The organism is Bacillus cereus group sp. Bc010, from assembly GCF_027716745.1.
Lineage (GTDB): Bacteria > Bacillota > Bacilli > Bacillales > Bacillaceae_G > Bacillus_A > Bacillus_A pacificus.
Window position 1 is genome coordinate 50,357 of record NZ_JAQFUY010000012.1, and the last position, 21,767, is coordinate 72,123.

The following is a 21,767-nucleotide window of genomic DNA, read 5'->3' on the forward strand; positions in this document are numbered from 1 at the left end:
GCAGTAAGACCCCCACCTCAAAATTCAGCGAAAACAAAGAAGTTAGGTGGGGATCAACTGCCCATAAAAGCCCGATTGGTGAGGGCTGATAATCAGTGGGAGATGAAGAAAACCCCCACTGATTAAAGTTTCACTTTATAGATGATGTACTAAAGGAGCGTATTACTCATGCTAGAACAAGGATTAGATTATGTTGTCAAACTGGCTAAGAGCAAAAAACAAATGTTAGATACAAACCCGATGCAATATTTCATTCGTGCCGCACTTGCGGGTATTTATATCGGTTTTATTATTGTACTATGTTTTAAATTAGGTAACTTTTTTCACATTGCAGATTCACCAGCAACTTATTTAGCTGCTTCTATGTTTTTCGGAATTGCCCTCGTACTTATTATATATGGTGGTGCTGAATTGTTTACTGGAAACACAATGTACTTCACTGTAGCAACATTAAGAAAAGAAACAACAATATCTGATACACTTCGTAACTGGGTTACTTGTTATGCAGGCAATTTAGCTGGCGCTTTATTCTTTGCCTTACTATTTTATGCCACTGGAATTTTCGAAACAATTGATCACGGTCATTTCATGAATAAAGTCGTTGAGGGAAAAATGAATACACCTACAATGCAACTATTCTTTAAAGCAATTTTATGTAACTGGCTTGTATGTCTTGCTTGTTTCTTACCTTCTCAAGTTAAAGGTGATCCAGCAAAAATTATGATGATGATGATGCTCGTTTTCACATTCTTCTTATCTGGTTACGAGCATAGCATCGCAAACTTATCGCTGTTTGCTTTATCTTTAGTTTCACCGCATCCGGAGACAATTTCTTTTGCAGGTGCTATTCATAACTTAATTCCAGTTACAATTGGTAACATTATTGGCGGGTCTATATTTGTCGGTATGGTATACCATTACTTAACAAAGAAAGTACCTGACGTGAAACAAGAAGAAACTGAATTAGGAGCAGCTCAACAAGAAGAAATCATTCCGTTGCAAGCACATATGAAACATTAAAAACTCCAAAGTTTTACTTTGGAGTTTTTAGCTCCCCACATATTTAACAACAAGATTAGGGTTAATCTCTCCCTCTTCCTTTCCCTTATTCATTCTCTGTTTCATCTTATGCATACCGATAACATCATTCGTATGAAAGTGTATTTCATTTACATATAGACCCTCTTTACAAAAAGTCTCTACAAAATCTAATCCACTTTTTTCTCCCCATCCCATATTGAAATCAAGGGAAAGAACATTCACCTCATAATCTCGTACCATTTACAAAGCACATTCTACTGTAGTTGCGAGCACGTAACCGTACGGACAACTTCTTTGATCATCCATATATACATTCATTTTCTATCCCCTCTCTATTTTGCATACGTGACCAACATGTAACATATTGCCCCAAGACTAATAAAAGGACCAAACGGTATTTGAGTCCTCATTTTCATACGTTTTAATACGAGACCAGCTCCAAAGAAACAAAGACTAAAACAAGATGCTAAAAATAAAACGATAAAAATCCCTTTCAGTCCCACTATAAATCCAAGTAACGAAAGTAATTTTATATCCCCTCCCCCAAGCCCTTCTGGATATATCTTTTGCATGCAGTATAACAAAATGAATATAACGCAACTACCAACTATACTATCTATCCAAGTAACTAACGGTATAAAAACACATTCTAAAATGAGTAAACAAGCAAACCAAGCTAAAATACGATTTGGAATTAACATATATATGTAATCTGTAACTGAAATAATAAGAAGTAACGAAAAAAGTGATAAAACGATAATAAGCTCTCGTTCCACCCCAATCATATATACAGTTAGAAGACATATCATTCCAGTTATAAGTTCAAATACTACGTACAAAATTGAAATTTTCCTCTTACAATTCGTACAACGCCCTCTTTGCATACAAAAAGAAATGATTGGAATCAATTCTTTTGGCTTTAGCACATACTTACAATAATGACAATATGAACGCGGGGTTATGATAGACTCCCCTAGCGGAACTCTCATCGCAATTACCATAAAAAAAGAACCAAACACCATCCCCGCTAACAATGCATATACATAAGTGAACATCCCTTCCTCTCCTTTCCAGAAGAACATAGCAAAAAAAGGAGAGAACTTCTACTTCATATTATCTCTATTCTATTAAAAAAGCAGGCCATTTTCTGGCCTGCTTTCCCCTATTTTATACGATGAAATATACTGCTTTTAATGGTCCATGTACTCCGACAACAAGATTCATTTCTATATCTGCCGAGTTACTAGGTCCTGTAATAAAGTTAATACAAGATGCCACTGTCTCGCCATTTTCTACACGCTTGTTCATATCCTCAACTGCTTGTGTAATACGAGGTACAAGTGTTTCACGTGGAATAATAGCAAAGTATACAGTCGGTAAAAAGTGTAAAGAACGACCTTGGCCTTTATGACTTTGTACAACGATCGTACCAGATTCAGCTAAAGTATAATCACTAAATACAATTCCAATATTCGCTCTTTCCGCGATACGCATATTCTCTTCTTTTTTCTCAGAATCCCATACGTTCACTTCAACATTTTGCTTTGGAAGTTCTTCTTTAAATAAAGAAGTCAATCCATAAGAATCAAAACGTTCATCTGCCGATAACATAATAGGTCCCCCGCCGTTTTCAACGATTACTTTTTGAATATCTTCACGTAAACGGTCGTTTGTCGTTTCCACAACAGTTGTATGAATGTTTGTACATTGATTTTTAAATACTTCTAACAATTCTTCTTGTGAATAATTTTTTAACGTTTCTTTATTCACATTATTTTTCCATACTGGACGTTTTACACCATCCGTTTTACGCGCGCGTCCAAGTTCTTTTGCAATATTCTCTAGAAAGGACTCACGGTTTTGAATTAATCCTGTCATTATTTGTCCCCGCCTTTCTTATGATCTTTATACCAATCACGGAATCGTTCTTTACTTGGAGCCGGGAATTCACGAATATCTGTCCAGTTTTTAAGTGGCCCAACACCTTTTGATACACGGTTACCAGATGTAAATGGACTCATTGCTGCTGGCGCCATCTTTGATCCCATTTTATATAAAGCTGCTGAAGATGCACCCATACTAAACATTTTCATTGCTAATTTTTCTGCAAGTGGAGCACGCCCTTCTTGCTCAACGATAACTTGACGATGTTTTAATAATAAATCATGCAATGGAATTTTTACTGGACAAGCTTCTGTACACGCTCCGCATAAACTAGAAGCATAAGGAAGCTCTTTGTAATCATCATATCCACCTAAAAGTGGTGTTAATACCGCCCCAATTGGTCCTGAGTATATAGAGCCATATGAATGTCCACCAACATGTCGATATACAGGGCATACGTTCACACAAGCAGCACAACGAATACATTGCAACACTTGACGGAATTCAGATCCAAGAATTTGAGAACGACCATTATCAACCACAACTAAGTGGAATTCTTCTGGGCCATCTACTTCCTCTTCTTGAATTGGTCCCGCTACCGTTACATAACTTGTTAACTTTTGACCTACTGCACTACGACATAGTAAACCAACTAAAACATCTAATTCTTCCATTGTCGGAACCATACGTTCCATACCCATAACCGCAATTTGTGTTTTTGGAATCGACATAACAAGGTCAGCATTACCTTCATTTGTTACTAAACAAAGAGAGCCAGTATTTGCAACAGCGAAGTTACAACCTGTCACACCAATTTCTGCATCCATAAATTTTTCACGAAGTTGTTTACGAACAAACTTTGTCATTTCGTATGGATCATCAGAATTTTCATAGCCAAGCTTTTCTTTAAATACATCACGAATTTGCGTTCTATTTTTATGAAGAGCAGGCGCAATAATATGTGAAGGTGGATCGTTATCTACTTGCAAAATATACTCTCCTAAATCACTTTCTAACACTTCACAACCGATTTCTTCAAGCGCATGGTTCATACTAATTTCTTCTGTTACCATTGACTTTGATTTTACTACCTTTTTTGCCTGCTTCTTTTTTGCAACGTCTTGAATATACTTTGCTGCTTCCTCTTTCGTTTTCGCAAAGTACACATGTCCGCCTCTTTTTGATACATTTTCACTTAACTGCATTAAGTAATAATCAAGATTTTCTAACGTATGTTGACGAATTTCTTCACCAAGTTCACGCCATTCTTCCCAGTTTCCTAATTCATCTGCTGCTTTTAAACGATTCGTATATAAGCGTGTTTGTGCAGAAGATACTGCTCCGCGCATAAACGAATCTTGAATTCCATCGCCAACGCGATCATTAAATTTTTTCTCACTGATTTTCATAGACATAGCTTATGTTCCCCCTTCATGAGCGACTATTCAGTACCTCAGCAATATGCATGACTTTTATTTCTTTTCCTAAACGCTCAATACGTCCGCCAATGTTTAACAAACACCCACAATCTGCACCGATTAAATAATCAGCGCCTGTTTCCATTGCACTATCTACCTTTTCATCTACCATTTGCTCAGAAATTGGAGTCATCTTCACTGAAAACGTTCCCCCAAACCCGCAACAATTTTGCACATTTGGTAACTCTCTCACTGTTAACCCTTTTACATTAGATAATAAAATTCCTGGTGCCTCTGTTACTCCAAGCATACGTGTCATATGACATGATTTATGAATAGTAGCAATCCCTGGTAAACTTGCACCAACATCAGTAACCTTTAAAACGTCTACAATAAATTGTGTAAATTCATATGTTTTATCAGCAACTTTTTGTGCACGTTTAGCCCACTTCGGATCATCTTTAAAAACATGCGGATACTCATGAAACATTGTCGCACAAGAACCAGATGGCGTAACGATATATTCTGCATCTTCAAAAGTTTCAATCATATGTTTCATCGCTTCTTTTGCCGCTTCTACATGGCCGCTATTATAAGCTGGCTGGCCGCAACAAACTTGTGCTTCTGGAAATTCAATTTCACAACCTAAACGCTCCAACACCTCAACTGTTGCTTTGCCGACATTTGTTTCAAACATATCGACTAAACAAGTAACAAATAAAGTAACTTTCATAATTATTACTCCCCCTTTTTACAACTCCACCAACAAACATATGGTCATCAGATGACTAAGGAGAGAAGAAATAGGCTCAACCATGGCCTATCCTCTCCCTCTTCTAAAGAAAACGCTTACTTAATCTCTCTCTATTTTATCAGAAAATTAGATTTTTAAAAGATTAAATTAAGAATTTATATCGTTTCTACCTGTGACAATATGTTCTACATTTGTTAAATGATCTAGCATTGCTTGCTGCGCTAATTCTACATCTTGCTTTAACACTGCATCATATATAACTTGATGCTCTTCTATAAGTCGTTCTGATGTTGTTTGTTCACCATATAAAATAATGCGTCTTGATTCACCAATCGTTTCAGCAATCATCTCTGAAACATGATTCATAAGTTCAAGCAAAATGTTGTTATGCGAAGACTCTGCAATTCCCATATGGAACTGAAAATCTGCTTTTTCACCAGCTTTTTCATCTCCAACGCTCTTTGCCATTTCATCTAACCAATGCTTCATATTTTGCAAATTATCTTCCGTACGTTTTGCCGCAGCTGCTCGAACTGCCCCCACTTCAAGCACCTTTCGTACTTCTAATAAATTCAAAATATCTTCTTTCTTCATCAATAATCTATTGTTTAATGATTTTGTTAATGAAGAAGAATCGAAGTTCTTCACATATGTACCTTCTCCTTGTTTCATCTCAATTAAGCCCATTGCTCTTAGCGCACTTAGCGCTTCACGAACAGCAGATCTACCAACTTGAAACTGCTCAGCTAATTGATGTACAGGAAGTAGTTTGTCACCAGGTTTTAACGTACCATTTTTAATCATTGTTAAAATAGCTTCAGATACTTCTTCGTAAATCTTTTTCGGTTTAATAGATTTGTACTCCAGTTAAATCACCTCAGTATCTTCCAAACAACAATTGAAACGATTTATAAGAACTTTGCATCATAACTATTTTAGAACGAATTAGTAAGAAGTACAAATGTTTTGTTCATAAAATCGTCAAAATTCCGATATTTATTACATATTAATTTATATCTTACGTATAATTATTGTCTTCCATATAAAGAGCATGCCCTAAAAATTAGAACATGCTCTCCTCATCCTGTACTTTCAATTTAATACTAACCGTCGTACCGTTCCCTTTTTCACTTTCAATCCGCCACTGTCCGTCATGTATATGAACAATTTGTCTTACAATTGCCAGGCCTAAACCTGTTCCACCATGTTGACGACTTCTCGCTTTATCAACTCGGTAAAAACGCTCGCCAAGGTTTTCCAAATGCTCTGTATCAATACCGATCCCCGTATCTTTTATGTTCAATTCACAATAATCATCTATCTGTCTGAGCGTTACCATAATATCCCCGTTTTGATTCGTATACCGTATCGCATTATCTAACACGTTATGAAGCACTTGTTGCATACGATCCTCATCAATCATTACAATGATTTCTGGATTTAAATTTGTTGAAATACGAATTTTCTTTTCTATAAACTTAATCTCATACGTATCTAACACATCTTCAATTAGTTGTGAAAAAACGATAGGTTGTTTCTTTAACGGAAAATGTTCCCCTTCTAATTGTGCCAAATCTAATAAATCATGAACGAGACGCTGCATACGATCTGCTTCTTTATGAATAAGCTGTGTTACTTTTTCCTGCTGTGGTCCCTTCGCTACACCATCTAAAATAGCCTCGCTATATCCTTTTATATAACTAAGCGGTGTTCTTAGTTCATGCGAAACGTTAGCTAAAAACTCCTTACGCTTTACGTCTTCTGTCTCCAAAGAATTTGCCATTTTATTAAATGCTTTTCCTAATCGCCCAATTTCATCTTCAGAAGAAATTGTAATTCGTTCTGAGAAATCCCCCGTAGCCAAATGATTGGCAACTCGTTCCATTTGCGAAAGTGGTTTCGTAATAGCAATAATAATTTTTCTACCAATCCATATTGTCAGTAAAGTTATAGCAAGTGCTAACGGTGCTAAAATAAGACCCATATCATATATTAAGTCTTTTATACTTTTTAAAGGAATATAAGAATATACAATACCAACTAATTTTTTATTTTCTAAAACAGGGATGACAACCCCCATAATATTACGGTCAAAATGTTCCTCGTATCCTATCTTTGTCACAGTTTTTCCATCTAATAATGCTTGCCTGTCCCCTTCACTTATAAGAGAATGATGGTGCACATCAAATGGTAAACATGCGCTTAAATCACGTGGGTTCGATACGAAAAGAACGTCTGAACTAGATATTTGATCAAATGCTCTTACTTTCTCTTCAAAAATTGATATTCCTTCGCGCTTATCATATTGCGCAGAAAGACGCTTCCCTTCCATTACTAATGAATCTTTTAAATTATCAACGTATAGTTTTTCATACGAGTATAAAGATACGAAATAAAGAAAAGAAACTGTTACAAATACTGCACATACTACTGTCAGCCAAAGCTTCTGTACCATCGTAAACATACGTTACACCTCAAATTTATAGCCTACACCCCAAACAGTTTGAATGTAGTTTCCACTTTCTCCAAGCTTCAAACGCATCGTTTTCACGTGCGTATCTACTGTTCTTGTACTTCCGGCATAATCATATCCCCATACCTTTTCTAGCAATTGTTCTCGGCTAAATACTTGTCCCGTATGTTGGCAAAGAAAATAGAGTAAATCAAACTCTTTTACTGTAAGAGAAATTGGCTCACCATCCACCTCAATTTTCCTACTTTTTTCATTAATAAGGATCGGTCCAAACTGAAATTCCTCTTGTTGCTCTTGCTTTGTATAACGCCTTAATACAGCTTCCATACGAGCAATTAATTCACCAGGACTAAATGGCTTTACAATATAATCATCTGCTCCCATACGTAAGCCGTTCACCCTATTCCACTCTTCACCTTTTGCTGTTAAAAATATTATTGGTACATCTGACGTTTTTCTAATTTCTTTACAAACTGAAAGTCCATCCATCTCTGGCATCATAATATCTAGTACAACGAAATCATAATGATTTGTCTCTAATTTTTTTAGAGCTTCTTTTCCATTTTCAGCTTCTCCCCACTCGTATCCGAAATTATCTAAGTACATTCCAACAAGTTGCCTCATATCACTTTCATCATCTACAACTAGCACCCTATATTTACTCATTGTCCTTCCCTTCTCTCTCTATGAGTTGAAACGGTCCTTTTCCGACTTTAATTGTTTGTTTTATTTTCAAATTCTTCATATCCATGACGCACACTTCATCACTATCATAGCTTGCTACGTATCCTTCTGCTCCGCTCTTCAAAAATGCAAATGGGTTCGATCCTACTTCTACAGAAGCCACCTCTTTATACGTGCTAACATCAAACTTTCTAAGCGTATTCGAACCGTGACTTAATGCATATACATACTTATTATCCTTCGTAATATTCACAGGCATAAACGGAGCGTGTAGAGAACGTACCATTTCTCCGCTCTGCAAAGAATACACTAATACTTTCTCATTTACCTGATTTCCATCACCATGTCCGCCAATCCATATTTCTTTCCCATCTGGACTAATTGTTGCTCCCGTTGACGCTGGTGGAATCATAAAGGATTGTATTACTTCTTTTTTCTTTGTATCAATTGTCGTTAGCTTCGTATCATAAAAGTTTAATACAGATAACTGGTTATGGTACTCTACCATCGTTATTGGTCCTTTTCCTGTCGAAACATTCCCTGTTTCTTTTCCATTAATCGTAAAGAACCTTATCTTTTGGGCATTTTGATCAGCAGCAAATAATTGCTTTTTATCTTCTGATACGACTACATTTACAATGCCTTTTCCTGTTTTATATTTTTCCACTTGCCTTCCTTCTGCTAGTGAATATACATACATGTACTCTAACTGCTTACCATATACAAGTATGTCCTCACCATTTGGAAGTAGTGCAATCCCTGCCATTGGTTCGTTAAGTTCCCATGTCGTAATTAACTTTTTAGTATGTTTATCAATAAAACTAAGGCTACCTTCTTTTATATTCGTTGTTATAATAACACTTTTATCTTTAGCAATCGATGTATAGGAACTTCCTTGACACCCTACTAATAGAAATAAAAAACAGAGAAGAAAAACATACTTTCTCAAAAGATCCCCTCCATCTTCGGATGATTTCGTTATAATTGTAAAATAACAAATAAATGTGTGGAAAGTGTGAAATTTCCCTTTCCTACTTCATTTACATATATAATGTACAACAAATAGAATTTGAGGTGTGCCAATTATGCTTTTTCCTGATTTAGCGAATAAAATTGTACGAGAAGTACGCAGGCTAATTAAAGAAAATATTATTATCATTAATATACAAGGCGTTATTATCGCAAGTACAGATATAGAAAGAATCGGCCAATTTCATGAAGGCGCACTCCGCTGCGCAAAACAAAAGAAAACTGTCATTATTACAAAAGAGGATGAACGACGTTTGCAAGGCGTAAAGGCAGGTATGAATCTCCCTTTACTATTCCATGACGAAGTAATTGGTGTCATTGGAATTACAGGCGAACCTGAAAATATTTCACAATACGGAGAAATATTACGTAAAATGACCGAACTACTCATCCATGAAAACTACTTTTTAGAACAACTAGAACTTGAACACCGTTCTTATGAGGCATTTGTCTTTGATTGGCTTCAAAATACAGACTGGTCTCCAAGCTTTCTCGATCGTGCCAAAACACTTGGTATTGATTTATATAAGAAAAAACAACTTATTTTGTTCTCTATCGATCGAAATGACACGATGCTTCAGCGTAAGGTTTGGCAACATATACGCAATCTATTAACAAAGGAGCATTTATTTATTCGCTGGGGAAATGATCGATTCATTTTATTTACAGCCACAAACTCCAAAGAGCAAACATATCAATTTTTAAAACGATTAAAACAAGACTGTGAAACTTTGTTTTCTGTTCCTTTATATATCGGGATTGGACAATCCGTTACGCCAAGCAATATGAACTTATCATACGAACAAGCATTACAAGCTCTTTCCGTATCACTTGAAACGAAAAACATTGTATTTAATGAAGATTTACGTTTAGAAATGTGCTTACAAGATATTTCTGCTGAAACGCGGGAACAGTTTCTAAAGCGCACCATTGAAAACTTACTATCATCGCCTGAACTTATGCACACTTTACGTTTATTTATTGATTATAACCAATCCTATAAACAAACAGCGGAGCAATTACATATCCACATTAACACATTGCATTATAGACTTAAAAAAATTGAGGAGTATACAGGACTTGATCCGAAACAATTCAAAGACTTAAACATTTTATACTTCTCGCTCCTCTTATTAGATAATCATACAAAAAAGAATGATAAAACAGATTAATCTTTAGATGATTATACATAGAAAGAATCCCCCAACTTTTTTATCATTATAACGAAAGCACTGTGACAACGTTTTTTATGATGACTAATTACGTTAACAGTTTGAGGGGGATTTCCAATGTTAGAAAAACAAATTATTGATTCATTCATATCCATTGTTGGCGAAGATAATGTGGATACATCCAATATGGGGCGTTTAACGTATAGTTATGATGCCACTCCAAACTTCCAAGCAATGCCTGATGCAGTCATTGCTCCTCGTAATACAAATGAAGTAGCTGAAGTGTTAAAAGTATGTAACACTCATCATATTCCTGTATATGTTCGTGGTTCTGGAACAAACCTTTGTGCAGGGACATGTCCACTTGAAGGCGGTATCGTCCTTATCTTCCGCCATATGAATAACATTTTAGAAATTGATGAAGAAAATTTAACAATTACTGTACAAGCTGGTGTCATTACCCTTGATATTATTAAAGCGGTGGAAGAAAAAGGTTTATTTTATCCACCAGATCCAAGCTCAATGAAAATTTCTACAATTGGCGGTAACATTAATGAAAACTCGGGTGGATTACGTGGATTAAAATATGGCGTAACACGTGATTATGTGATGGGTCTTGAACTTGTCTTACCAAATGGTGATGTGATTCGTACTGGTGGTAAATTGGCAAAAGATGTAGCTGGTTACGATTTAACTCGTTTATTTATCGGTTCTGAAGGAACACTTGGCGTCGTGACTGAAGCGATATTAAAACTTGTTCCTATGCCTGAAACGAAGAAAACGATGCTAGCACTATATGAAGATATTAACGAAGCTGCACGTGCTGTTTCTTCTATTATTGCAAATAAAATCATTCCAGCGACACTTGAATTTTTAGATCAGCCGACCATTGAAGTAGTAGAAGAGTTCGCACAAATCGGTTTACCAACTGATGTAAAAGCAATTTTATTAATTGAACAAGACGGCCCGCCTGAAGTTGTGAATCGAGATATTGAAAAAATGGCTAACGTTTGTCGTTCTATGAATGCAGTTGATGTTCGCGTTGCAAAAGATGAAGCGGAAGCCGATGCGCTTCGTACAGCTCGCCGTAGTGCACTGTCAGCACTGGCAAGATTAAAGCCTACTACAATATTAGAAGATGCAACGGTACCACGATCACAGATTGCTCCAATGGTTGAGGCCATTAATGCCATTGCTAAAAAATATAATATTCCTATTTGTACGTTTGGACATGCTGGCGATGGTAACCTACACCCAACTTGTATGACAGATGCTCGTAACGAAGAAGAAATGCACCGAGCTGAACAAGCTTTTGCTGAAATATTTGCGAAAGCAATCGAACTTGGTGGCACGATTACTGGTGAACATGGTGTTGGTGCAATGAAAGCTCCGTATTTAGAAATGAAATTAGGTAAAGAAGGTATTGCTGCTATGCAAGGAATTAAACACGCCTTCGATCCAAATAACATTATGAATCCAGGAAAGATGTTCGCGAAGGACACTCGCAAAAGAGTGGTGGTTGAGCGATGACAACATTAAATAAAGAAAACATTCAAAAAGAATTTAAAGAACGATTAAGTGAAGATGAACTACTAAACTGTATGCGATGTGGTTTCTGCTTACCAACTTGCCCTACTTACATTCAATCTGGATATAAAGAATCACATTCACCAAGAGGACGTATCGCATTAATGAAAGCGGTCGTTGATGGTTTAATTGAGCCAGATGAAGATGTTGAAAACACATTAAATGTTTGCCTCGGCTGCCGTGCTTGTGAACCTGTTTGTCCATCTGGTGTGAATTATGGCCATTTATTAGAAGAAGCCCGTGATATTATAAATCAAAATAAAAAATTCTCAGTGCCAGTGAAAGCCATTCGTAAAGTCGTTTTTGAAGGACTATTCCCGCATCAAAATCGAATGAGAACATTAACCGGACTAATTGGTTTTTATCAGCGTTCTGGTTTACAAACGCTAACACATAAAACAGGGATTATGAAGTTATTCCCTGAAACACTTGCAACAATGGATCTCGTTTTGCCTAAGGTCCCTAAAATGAAAGCAATGAAAGATCGTCCTGAATTTTTACATGCTGAAAGTACGAAGAAGAAACAAGTTGCATTCTTCACAGGTTGTTTAATGGATACAATGTTTTTAGAAACAAATAACGCAACGATGAAACTGCTTCAGTTAGCTGGTTGTGATATCGTTATTCCGAAAACACAAAGTTGCTGTGGGGCATTACATGGGCATGCTGGTGAGAAAAATGGAGCAAAAGAATTAGCAAAACGCAATATAAAAGCATTCGAAGATTTAAACATCGACTATATTATTACGAATGCTGGTGGTTGCGGAGCTTACCTCGTAGACTACGATTACCTGTTAAAAGATGATCCACAGTGGGCTGAACGTGCAAAGCAGTTCGTTTCTAAAATTAAAGATATTACTGCTATTCTAGTAGAACTAGATTTCCATAAACGTAATGACTTACGAGTCACGCCGCAAGTTATTACGTATCAAGACTCTTGTCACTTACGCAATGTTATGCGAACATCTTCAGAACCTCGTATGTTACTAGAAGCAATTCAAGGCGCAATATACCGTGAAATGAAAGATGCGGATCGCTGCTGTGGTTCTGCTGGTATTTATAACATTGTTCATTCAGAACTATCTATGGAATTTCTAGATTACAAAATGGACCGTGTGCATGAAACAGAAGCAGCGACCATTGTTACTGCAAATCCAGGTTGTTTATTACAAATGAAATTAGGCATTGAACGAGAAGGTCTTTCTCATAAAATGAGAGGAATTCACATTGTTGATTTATTATTAGAAGCAATTGAAACCAACTCGTAATAACTCGTAACATACGTAATAATAGGAAAACGGCTATCTCCTTCGTCTATGTAAAGAGATAGCCGCTTTTTTGTCCGCTACAACATTAAAAATATGTTACTTTATTATAAAAAAGAACAACAGAAACATTACAGTTTTGTAAAAATCAATCCAGTATATTCCTCAAAAAAACGCTCAAACCATTGATACAATAGGATTCTTCATTTTCAATATAGGTACATTTATCCAAAAACCGCGTCTTATAACCACGTATAAAAATGTTGAAAATTCCTTTTATACTCTATGTTTCTCTTATTTTTCCCCCTTTCCCCTCTTAGGATAAATTAGGTAAATTTTAAGTCTATGAATTTTTTTCCATCTTTTTTCTCGTAAATTGTGTGCTACGATGAATTTGTCAGTTAGATGGCTGGCAAAAAAATAAATAAAAAATACACAATATGGGGGCAAACATCATGAAAAAACGTGTTCTATTATCTGTAGCTGCTGCAACAGCACTTACTTTAGGAGTATCTTCTTTAGATGCACAAGCTGCAACAGTACAACAATCTAATATAAAGGTTCAAAATATTCAGCATTCTAAAGTAATGATGAAGCAAATGAGCCAACAAGAATTACAAGCATTCTTACAATCTATGGGCGTTGAGTCATTAGCACAATGGCAACAAGGAAATTTCCAACCAAATTGCATTATTCCTGGTCAACAACCTACTGAAAATGTTGTAACTGAGCAACCAACAGCTAAGCCAGAAACTCAAAAGCCTGCTGAGCAAAAACCTGCCGAGCAAAAGCCTGCTGAAGAAGTTCAAAAACCAGAAGCTCAAAAGCCTGCTGAAAACAATAATACGCAGAAACCGGCTGAACAAAAACCAGCTGAGCAAAAGCCTGCTGAAGAAGCAAAATCTTTAAGCGAGTTCGAACAACGTGTTGTTGAATTAACAAACGCTGAGCGTGCAAAACAAGGTTTACCAGCTTTAAAAATCGACACTGAATTAAGCAAAGTAGCACGCATTAAATCTGAAGATATGCAAAAAAATAACTACTTTGACCATAACAGCCCTACATACGGGTCTCCGTTTGACATGATGAAGAAATTTGGTATTTCTTATACATCTGCAGGTGAAAACATCGCCCAAGGCCAACGTACACCTGAAGAAGTAGTACAAGCTTGGATGAACAGTGCTGGACACCGTGCAAACATCTTAAATAATGGCTTCACTCACATCGGTGTTGGCTATGTAGAAAGCGGCAACTACTGGACACAACAATTTATTACGAAGTAAATAGATTAAAAGAGTCTTCTCATAATGAGAAGACTCTTTTTTACGTTTCATAACTTTCTATTATGTATGAGTATAAAGCATAGAACATAAACAAAATAGAACCACCACTTATTACACTAAGTAACACATAAAATCCCCATTTCAAGTTCAAAAACAATGAAAACAATATACTACATGCCATCACTTGAAAAATCCGTCTACTCACTAAACGGATCTTTTTTAATTTGATTGAGTCTTTTTCCGTACTCTGAACTTTTTTAAACGCCTTACTAAGCATAAAAAGAAACATACTAATCCCTATTGTTAGTCCTGTTTGAAAGGATATCACGCTTCCAAAATTAATAAAGAGAATGAGCATATGGATAAACAACATAAATAAAGTAATCGTCTTTAGAAATCCACTTATAATGACATGCTCGTCTTCATTAAACTTATATATATTATGTGAAATAATATACATCAATCCATGTAAGAAAATAATAAGACAAGGAATAAGTGCTATAACAACTTGTTTACTCATAAACTCGTTTGGCCGACCATTTACATCCCAATGTACCGCCAAATGCTCTGGTAAATATGGATAGAGACATAGAGTCACTAAAAGACAAGCAAAAAATATTCCTAGTATATATTTATATTTGATCAAGTGATTCTCACCTCTCTTTTCTCTTAACGGCTTCGCTTCTTTTAGAGAAATTCCTGCAAAAATCTACTTTTCTCAAATTTAAACTTACACTTTACGCATTCACTCTTTGAAATTCTTTCATTGTGTCATTTAATTTTGTAGGAAATGGTACATCAACTTCAATCTCTTCTTTCGTAATTGGGTGTAAAAAGTTTATCTTCATCGCATGTAACGCTTGCCTAGACATATATTTCGTTCCTCCACCATATAAAATATCCCCAACTAACGGATTACCATTATAGCTCATATGAACACGAATTTGATGGGTTCTACCAGTTTCTAATTGTAACGTTACGAGCGTAACATTTTGTTTTTTAAAATACTTCTCTACTTTATAATATGTGATTGCTTGATCCCCCTTTGGAGAAACACGTCGTCTCGTCGCATGATGGCGATCTCTTCCGATAGCCGCGTCAATTGTTCCTTGCTTCTTTTTCACTTTCCCTTCTACAAGAGCCGCATATGTTCTTTTAATTTTTCGTTCCATTAATAAACGATCCATAATTGCACCAGCAATTCTATGTTTAGCAAACACGACACCACCTGTCGTATCTTTATCTAACCGATGAATATGACGAACCTTCGTCTCTAAACCTTGCATTTGAAAATGAAAGGCAACAAGATTTGCAAGTGTTCCCATCCCGCCTTTTTCAGCAGGGTGCGTATCCATCTTCTCAGGCTTATTGACAATGAGTACATGATTGTCTTCATATACTACATCTAATTCACCATATTCAGGCTCTACACCGTATTCTTCCTCCATAAACATATGAACTTGTAACTTTTCGTCCTCTTTTAAAAGCTCATTCCATCTTCTCTGTTCTCCGTTAACAGTAACACCTTTTTCCATACGAAGCTGATGTAACAACTTTTTCGGTATTTCCCATTCTATTTTTAATAACGACTCAATGCTTATACCATTCCATTTCGCTGGCACAGTAATTTCGCACCATTCGCCCTTCTTCTTCGTTTCCATACTGTATCACCTTATTTCTATTGATTCTCTCATTGTAACGGAAAATACACTTTGATGCACCGTCAAAAATAGAGGACAGTCTTATAATAGACTGCCCCTCACGCTCTACGCCTTCTCATTTCCTGCAACACTTCTTCCGCTTTTTGTTCATACGATAAATCTTTAAAGAAATCCGCCAATCTCTTATAATCGTTATACGTATCTAATAAGTCATCCATCTTTTCTGTTTTCATCACTTGTTGTTTTTGCTTCATTTTTACCGGATAACGATATCCCGATACTTCTTGTATTTTGTAATACTCATCCTCTACTTGAATGACCTTTACAAGTTCCTCTTCTTCCGCATCCATCGTATACCCATCAAAATCTCTAAGCAATTCATAAATGATATGAGTCCATTCATCTTTTGGATAAAACCCTTTTTCTAACCGATAACCGACAATGCGATACAAATGCCCATCATTTTCTGCAAACTGTACTGTATCATTTAGCTTAAACTTAAAATAACGAAACATTGCCTTCACCTACTTATATGTAATGTTCTTATCACATACTATTTGCAAAATGTAGGTCTTGCTATTCATAAAAAAATACTCATCTTATAGATGAGTATTTTTTATAATGATTTTTCTCTTTTCTTTCGAAATGGTAACCACCAGTTCCAGTCTCCAAACAATTTCATTAAACTTGGTACGAGCATAAGACGAATAATTGTTGCATCAAGAAATATCGCTAATGCAACGCCAAGACCCATTTGCCGTACTGGTAAAATATCAGTAAAGGCGAAAGCACCAGTTACAACAATCATAATTAATGCAGCTGATGTAATAATTCTACTTGTTGAAATAAGTCCTTCTAACGTCGCTTGATCGTTATCCCCTGTTTCTTCATACAGTTCATGGATACGCGAAATAAGAAATACTTCATAATCCATGCTAAGCCCAAAGACGAGGCCGAAAATGAAGATTGGTAAAACAAATAGAACTGGACTTGCTTCTAAACCAAAATGACCACCTTCGAATAACCAAACAACAATTCCAATTGTTGCGCTTAAACTAAGTATATTCATAATAATCGCCTTAATTGGAATGAGTATAGATCGAAATGCAAATAATAATATAACAAAAGTCGATCCAAATATAACAGACATACCAATTGCAACTTTATCTTTAATTTCATCTTCTAACTCTTGTTGGAACGTCGTCATTCCGCCTAGATAATATGTAACGTTCGTTTCTTTATAATTTTGTTTAAAATCACGAACCCACTGTTTAGCAGTTTCAGTACGTGGTTTTGTATCTAAAAAGACTTCGATTGTTGTCTTATTTCCTTTCGTATACACTTCAAATACCGGAGCTATTTTAGCAGCTTCTGGCGACTGTAACATCCCAGCAACTTGATCTGATTTCATTCCATTTAAACTGTCGTATAAACTTCTTACTTCATTTACTTTCTTATCATCTTTTAACTTCCGAACGACTTCTTCTAGCTTTTGTAAACTTTCTTTTTCTTTTATATCTTTTTTCGTCTCTACGACTAACGTAACATCAGCATGTGTTTTTGCAGTTTCATTAAATGCCTCTTCGTACTTCTCATATGCAATTCTTGTATCACTTTGTTTAGGTAAAGCCTCCACATCAGGGAACTGCAAATTAGCTGTACGTAATGGTAATAAGCAAATCACAATAAATGTTGTAACAACAATAATCATCACAATTGGATGTTTCATTACAAATTGTGCAAATGTACGCCACGCCTTTGCCGGTGTATGTGCTACTTGATTCTTTTTTAATATTCGTTTACCGATTAAAGATAATAACGCTGGAAGAAGTGTGAGCGAGAATAAAATACTCATAATCACAACAATCATTCCACTAATTGCGACAGACTGAATATAATCGATTTTAAAGAAAAACAAGCCGGATAGGCCAACGAATACACATAATCCTGAAAATACGATTGCCCGCCCTGCTGTCTGATATGTAATTGCTATTGCTTCTTTTACCGTTCGCTTTGCAACTTCCTCTCGAAAGCGATTTACAAATAATAGTGCAAAATCAATAGATAATGCAAGTCCAATCATCGGTGCAACATTTAACACAAAGATAGATAGTTCCTTATCGCTACCTATAAAATATAGTATGCCCATCGTACTAATAACACTAAGTGCCCCATTTACGATTGGTAAAATAGATGCCAAAAGGCTACCGAATGAAAATAGTAATACGAGAAATGCAATTGGTAACCCAATCATCTCTGCTACTTTTAAATCATTTTGCGTTCTTTCATTAATCTCTTTGTTAATTTTCGGAAACCCTGTAGGTGTTACTTTTAATGCTGCATTACTTTTCTTTTCGATTTTATCAGCAAATTGTAATGTCTTTTCCATTCGTTCTTTATTTGTTTTCCCGGAAAATAAAATTGTCGCATAGCCGATATCATCTTGTAACATTTCTTTATTTTGCACTGGATGATGAAAAGATTCATATATCTCTTTTTCTTGTACATTTTTTACAATCCCCTCTACTTGCTTTTGAAATTCCTCATGTGAAACGCCCTTATTTTTTTCAAAAACGAGTAGAAGTGTATCTTGAGACCTCTTAAAATCTTTATCTAAAATTTCTTTCGTTTTCTGGTAGTCCCCTTCCGTTTGGAAGCCATCACCACCTAATATGCCTGGTAGCTTTGGTGCGAATATACCGAGTGCTATCGCAACCAATAGTAATGCTACTATTACTGTATAACGGAACTGATACAAAAAAGCTCCTAATTTTCCCCACTTATCTACTTTATGTACATTTGTTTTCACACATTTCCACCTACTTTACATCATTCAATTGTCACTTATACTGTATCACATCTTCATACAAACAAAAAACGTCTAGAAAAACTATAATAATAGTTTTTCTAGACGTTTTTCTATCTCTCTTTATTAAGACCAAACCTCTCAGTAAGTAAACGATGGTAATAAATCGCCATAATTAATAAAATACCACCTACGCAGTAGCCTGCTAAAATATCAGTTGGATAATGTACATTTAAAATGACTCTACTTAATCCAATCGATACAATGATTATTCCCATCAAAATGGTTATCATATATTTCCCTGTTACACTCTTCAAATTTGCCGCAATGATATAAGCAAGAAATCCGAATGTCATAATAGATAACATCGCATGTCCACTAGGGAAGCTATATCCAAGTGCATCCAACGCTTCATTTAGCGACGGACGATCCCTTTTCATAATTTCTTTTATCCCTTTATTCACAAGATGGGTTATTAAGATGCCCACTGGATATACGATCATCGCAGCATAGTAACGTTTTCTCCAAAAAACAAGTAAACTTATAACGAGCGTAGTTACGATCCCAATGGCAGACCCTAATTTTGTATAGTGTGAGAAAAATGTAAGCGAACTTTCAGTTTGTAATCCTTTTACTAACCCTCTGACATATGTATCCATCACTGTAACACCACCAGCATGTACTCTCCAAGCAACAATGCCAAATACAGCAAATAATAAACCGATACACATTACCTCATATTGATGCAACTTCTTTTTCAAACGATTTCCTCCTACTATGAAAAAATGCGATTTCTACTTTAGAAACCGCATTTTCTCACTTATTTACCTTTTGTTTTTAACTCTGTCCAGTAACGATCGTAGTCTTTTAGCTTATCGTCTACATCAACAAGCCATTCAGTGCGATCTAATTCTTCTTTCGTTAAGAAGATCATGTGGTTTTCACGATATTCTTTACTATGAAGAGGGTGAGCTTTTTCATTTGGATTACTGTATCCAATTGACTCGTAGTTTTTCACACTTACTTTTTCATCTAATAAGTAGTTCATAAACTTCTCTGCAAGCTCTTTGTTTTTCGCACCTTTTGGAATTGCTAACGTATCAGCCCAAATTGTGCCGCCTTCTTTTGGCACAACGTACTCTACATCTTTATTATCTTTTGCGATAAATGCTGCATCCCCAGACCAAACTGTTCCGATCCAAGCATCTTCTGTAATGAATTTTTGTTTAATATTATCTGTATCAAATGCTAATAAGTTTGGAAGTAGCTTCTGTAAATCAGTTGCTGCTGTCTTTAACTGTGCATCGTCTTTCGTGCTGTTTGAAAATCCATGCTTCTTAAGACCCATTCCTAACACTTCACGAGAATCATTTAATAAAGTTACATGCCCTTTATATTTCTCATTCCATAAGTCAGCCCAGCTTGTAGGTGCTTCCTTCACATACTTTTTATTGTATGCAATACCTGTTACGCCCCAAGTATATACTAAAGAATATTTATTCTCTGGATCAAATGCAGGTGTTTTGAAATTAGAAATCATGTTTTCGATATTTGGGATATTCTTTTTATCTAACGGCGCTAATAAATCCATTTTCGCCATTGTTTTAACCATGTAATCAGACGGCTGAATTAAATCATACTTCGCGCCACCTGCTTGTAATTTCGCAAGCATTTCTTCATTACTTGCATACTTATCATAGTTAATTTTCACGTTATATTTCTTTTCAAAATCTCTTAACACTTGCTCATCAAAATTGTCAGCCCAGCTATAAATGTTTAACTCTTCTTTTTTTTCACCACAACCAGCAAGTACACCAGCAACAAGGCTAAAGCTAATTGCTGCGCCTGCTAATCTTTTCATTAATTTCATCGATTTTATTACCTCCTCGTACTTTCTATATCGTTCGTATTATAAAGGAAGGTGTCCTCCAGAGTTTTCTTCACCATCTGCACCTTTGTTACGGAAGATTTCAGATAGAACCATTAATCCTACGATAGCCACAATTAAAATTGTAGAAAGTGCATTAATTTCTGGTGATACTCCGCGCTTAACCATACTGTAAATGTATAATGGCAATGTTGTTGATCCTGGTCCTGATACGAAGAAACTAATTACAAAATCATCAATTGATAATGTGAATGTTAATAATGCAGCAGAAATAACTCCTGGTGCAATTGCTGGAAACGTTACATAACGAAACGTTTGCCACGGCGTTGCTCCTAAATCATTCGCAGCCTCTTCTAAATCACGTCCCATACCAGAAAGGCGTGCTGCTAAAATAACGACAACAAATGAAATACTAAATGTAATGTGTGCAATAATAATTGTTGTTTTACCAAGCTCCATACCTAATTGACTAAATAAAATAAGTAAAGATAATCCCATTAAAATATCAGGGATTAAAATTGGTAAATATACAAGACCGTTAATCGCACCTTCATAACGATATTTATAACGATGTAATGCAATTGCGAAAATCACACCAAGAACTGTCGTTACAATTGTCGTTACGACCGCAATCGTCATACTATTTACAAACGCATCAATAACATCTTGTTTTTGAAATAAATCTGTATACCAATGGAATGTGAATCCTTCCCATTCCGCATTAATGCGAGAATCATTGAAGGAATACACCATTAAAACCATCATTGGAAAATACAAGAACAATAAAATTAACCAAGAATAAGAAACTAAAAACTTCTTCAT

The 21,767-nt window shown here is 35.7% G+C and carries 20 protein-coding genes and 1 pseudogene; 5 read left to right on the forward strand and 16 right to left on the reverse strand.

The annotated features are described in order from the left end of the window. The first annotated feature begins 168 nt into the window (after nt 1-168). Nucleotides 169-1,020 carry a formate/nitrite transporter family protein gene (locus PDQ68_RS15105; protein WP_016716941.1) on the forward strand — a complete coding sequence of 284 codons (852 nt, stop codon included), beginning with the start codon at nt 169-171 and terminating at the stop codon, nt 1,018-1,020. 27 nt (nt 1,021-1,047) lie between these two features. On the opposite strand, the pseudogene PDQ68_RS15110 reads toward PDQ68_RS15105, so the two are convergent. From PDQ68_RS15110 to PDQ68_RS15150, 9 genes and pseudogenes are all read right to left on the reverse strand, one after another. Beyond that, nucleotides 1,048-1,359: pseudogene (locus PDQ68_RS15110) on the reverse strand (cyclic-phosphate processing receiver domain-containing protein). 14 nt (nt 1,360-1,373) lie between these two features. Then, nucleotides 1,374-2,096: a prepilin peptidase gene (locus PDQ68_RS15115; RefSeq protein WP_020465262.1), complete on the reverse strand. Its 723-nt coding sequence runs from the start codon at nt 2,094-2,096 to the stop codon at nt 1,374-1,376. Between the two features lie 112 nt (nt 2,097-2,208). Beyond that, nucleotides 2,209-2,919: a LutC/YkgG family protein gene (locus PDQ68_RS15120; protein ID WP_016716938.1), complete on the reverse strand. Its 711-nt coding sequence runs from the start codon at nt 2,917-2,919 to the stop codon at nt 2,209-2,211. Beyond that, nucleotides 2,919-4,340 (reverse strand): LutB/LldF family L-lactate oxidation iron-sulfur protein, encoded by a 1,422-nt coding sequence (locus PDQ68_RS15125; RefSeq protein WP_000061914.1) that lies wholly within the window; start codon nt 4,338-4,340, stop codon nt 2,919-2,921. The genes PDQ68_RS15120 and PDQ68_RS15125 overlap by 1 nt, the downstream gene beginning before the upstream one ends. Before the next feature lie 16 nt (nt 4,341-4,356). Continuing rightward, complete coding sequence (locus PDQ68_RS15130; RefSeq protein WP_000869149.1) at nt 4,357-5,076, reverse strand: (Fe-S)-binding protein; 720 nt, start codon at nt 5,074-5,076, stop codon at nt 4,357-4,359. A 168-nt stretch (nt 5,077-5,244) separates the two neighbouring features. Beyond that, on the reverse strand, nt 5,245-5,934 hold the full coding sequence (locus PDQ68_RS15135) for a FadR/GntR family transcriptional regulator (protein ID WP_254912616.1): 690 nt from the start codon (nt 5,932-5,934) through the stop codon (nt 5,245-5,247). Between the two features lie 226 nt (nt 5,935-6,160). Further along, nucleotides 6,161-7,561, reverse strand: a complete 1,401-nt coding sequence (locus tag PDQ68_RS15140; RefSeq protein WP_000494834.1) for a sensor histidine kinase — start codon at nt 7,559-7,561, stop codon at nt 6,161-6,163. 3 nt (nt 7,562-7,564) lie between these two features. Next, nucleotides 7,565-8,236 (reverse strand): response regulator transcription factor, encoded by a 672-nt coding sequence (locus PDQ68_RS15145; RefSeq protein WP_000049881.1) that lies wholly within the window; start codon nt 8,234-8,236, stop codon nt 7,565-7,567. After that, complete coding sequence (locus PDQ68_RS15150; protein ID WP_061183625.1) at nt 8,229-9,203, reverse strand: YncE family protein; 975 nt, start codon at nt 9,201-9,203, stop codon at nt 8,229-8,231. The genes PDQ68_RS15145 and PDQ68_RS15150 overlap by 8 nt, the downstream gene beginning before the upstream one ends. A gap of 136 nt (nt 9,204-9,339) precedes the next feature. Here PDQ68_RS15150 and PDQ68_RS15155 point away from each other — a divergent pair, with 136 nt between their 5' ends. The 4 genes from PDQ68_RS15155 (at nt 9,340) to PDQ68_RS15170 (ending at nt 14,590) form a co-directional block, all read left to right on the forward strand. Then, nucleotides 9,340-10,455, forward strand: coding sequence for a CdaR family transcriptional regulator (locus tag PDQ68_RS15155; RefSeq protein ID WP_061183626.1), 1,116 nt, complete (start codon nt 9,340-9,342; stop codon nt 10,453-10,455). A gap of 117 nt (nt 10,456-10,572) precedes the next feature. Further along, nucleotides 10,573-11,985, forward strand: coding sequence for a glycolate oxidase subunit GlcD (glcD, locus tag PDQ68_RS15160; RefSeq protein WP_061183627.1), 1,413 nt, complete (start codon nt 10,573-10,575; stop codon nt 11,983-11,985). Next, nucleotides 11,982-13,310 (forward strand): (Fe-S)-binding protein, encoded by a 1,329-nt coding sequence (locus PDQ68_RS15165; RefSeq protein ID WP_016716933.1) that lies wholly within the window; start codon nt 11,982-11,984, stop codon nt 13,308-13,310. Before glcD ends, PDQ68_RS15165 begins: the two co-directional genes overlap by 4 nt. Before the next feature lie 452 nt (nt 13,311-13,762). Continuing rightward, the gene (locus PDQ68_RS15170) at nt 13,763-14,590 is read left to right on the forward strand and encodes a CAP domain-containing protein (protein WP_061183628.1); all 828 of its coding nucleotides are present in this window, start codon (nt 13,763-13,765) and stop codon (nt 14,588-14,590) included. Nucleotides 14,591-14,630: 40 nt separating this feature from the next. Here PDQ68_RS15170 and PDQ68_RS15175 read toward each other — a convergent pair whose 3' ends face one another. The 7 genes from PDQ68_RS15175 to potC form a co-directional block, all read right to left on the reverse strand. Next, the gene (locus tag PDQ68_RS15175) at nt 14,631-15,236 is read right to left on the reverse strand and encodes a DUF1648 domain-containing protein (RefSeq protein WP_061183629.1); all 606 of its coding nucleotides are present in this window, start codon (nt 15,234-15,236) and stop codon (nt 14,631-14,633) included. A gap of 91 nt (nt 15,237-15,327) precedes the next feature. Next, nucleotides 15,328-16,251: an RluA family pseudouridine synthase gene (locus PDQ68_RS15180; RefSeq protein WP_061183630.1), complete on the reverse strand. Its 924-nt coding sequence runs from the start codon at nt 16,249-16,251 to the stop codon at nt 15,328-15,330. Nucleotides 16,252-16,349: 98 nt separating this feature from the next. Further along, the gene (locus PDQ68_RS15185; protein WP_000490288.1) at nt 16,350-16,766 is read right to left on the reverse strand and encodes a hypothetical protein; all 417 of its coding nucleotides are present in this window, start codon (nt 16,764-16,766) and stop codon (nt 16,350-16,352) included. Nucleotides 16,767-16,867: 101 nt separating this feature from the next. Beyond that, a complete protein-coding gene (locus PDQ68_RS15190) occupies nt 16,868-19,060 on the reverse strand; it encodes an MMPL family transporter (RefSeq protein ID WP_061183631.1) in 2,193 nt (730 codons plus the stop codon). 110 nt (nt 19,061-19,170) lie between these two features. Beyond that, a complete protein-coding gene (locus PDQ68_RS15195) occupies nt 19,171-19,818 on the reverse strand; it encodes a phosphatase PAP2 family protein (protein ID WP_061183632.1) in 648 nt (215 codons plus the stop codon). A 59-nt stretch (nt 19,819-19,877) separates the two neighbouring features. Then, nucleotides 19,878-20,927 carry a spermidine/putrescine ABC transporter substrate-binding protein PotD gene (gene potD / locus PDQ68_RS15200; RefSeq protein WP_000772497.1) on the reverse strand — a complete coding sequence of 350 codons (1,050 nt, stop codon included), beginning with the start codon at nt 20,925-20,927 and terminating at the stop codon, nt 19,878-19,880. A gap of 39 nt (nt 20,928-20,966) precedes the next feature. Then, a complete protein-coding gene (gene potC, locus PDQ68_RS15205) occupies nt 20,967-21,767 on the reverse strand; it encodes a spermidine/putrescine ABC transporter permease PotC (RefSeq protein ID WP_000714205.1) in 801 nt (266 codons plus the stop codon).

Excerpts from the sequence above, each read along its gene's own strand:
- PDQ68_RS15120 (WP_016716938.1), bottom strand. The coding sequence starts at position 2,919 with ATGACAGGATTAATTCAAAACCGTGAGTCCTTTCTAGAGAATATTGCA.
- PDQ68_RS15180 (WP_061183630.1), bottom strand. The coding sequence starts at position 16,251 with ATGGAAACGAAGAAGAAGGGCGAATGGTGCGAAATTACTGTGCCAGCG.
- PDQ68_RS15155 (WP_061183626.1), top strand. The coding sequence starts at position 9,340 with ATGCTTTTTCCTGATTTAGCGAATAAAATTGTACGAGAAGTACGCAGG.
- PDQ68_RS15115 (WP_020465262.1), bottom strand. The coding sequence starts at position 2,096 with ATGTTCACTTATGTATATGCATTGTTAGCGGGGATGGTGTTTGGTTCT.
- PDQ68_RS15125 (WP_000061914.1), bottom strand. The coding sequence starts at position 4,340 with ATGTCTATGAAAATCAGTGAGAAAAAATTTAATGATCGCGTTGGCGAT.
- PDQ68_RS15165 (WP_016716933.1), top strand. The coding sequence starts at position 11,982 with ATGACAACATTAAATAAAGAAAACATTCAAAAAGAATTTAAAGAACGA.
- PDQ68_RS15130 (WP_000869149.1), bottom strand. The coding sequence starts at position 5,076 with ATGAAAGTTACTTTATTTGTTACTTGTTTAGTCGATATGTTTGAAACA.
- potC (WP_000714205.1), bottom strand. The coding sequence starts at position 21,767 with ATGAAGAAGTTTTTAGTTTCTTATTCTTGGTTAATTTTATTGTTCTTG.
- PDQ68_RS15145 (WP_000049881.1), bottom strand. The coding sequence starts at position 8,236 with ATGAGTAAATATAGGGTGCTAGTTGTAGATGATGAAAGTGATATGAGG.
- PDQ68_RS15140 (WP_000494834.1), bottom strand. The coding sequence starts at position 7,561 with ATGTTTACGATGGTACAGAAGCTTTGGCTGACAGTAGTATGTGCAGTA.
- PDQ68_RS15105 (WP_016716941.1), top strand. The coding sequence starts at position 169 with ATGCTAGAACAAGGATTAGATTATGTTGTCAAACTGGCTAAGAGCAAA.
- PDQ68_RS15170 (WP_061183628.1), top strand. The coding sequence starts at position 13,763 with ATGAAAAAACGTGTTCTATTATCTGTAGCTGCTGCAACAGCACTTACT.
- potD (WP_000772497.1), bottom strand. The coding sequence starts at position 20,927 with ATGAAATTAATGAAAAGATTAGCAGGCGCAGCAATTAGCTTTAGCCTT.
- glcD (WP_061183627.1), top strand. The coding sequence starts at position 10,573 with ATGTTAGAAAAACAAATTATTGATTCATTCATATCCATTGTTGGCGAA.
- PDQ68_RS15185 (WP_000490288.1), bottom strand. The coding sequence starts at position 16,766 with ATGTTTCGTTATTTTAAGTTTAAGCTAAATGATACAGTACAGTTTGCA.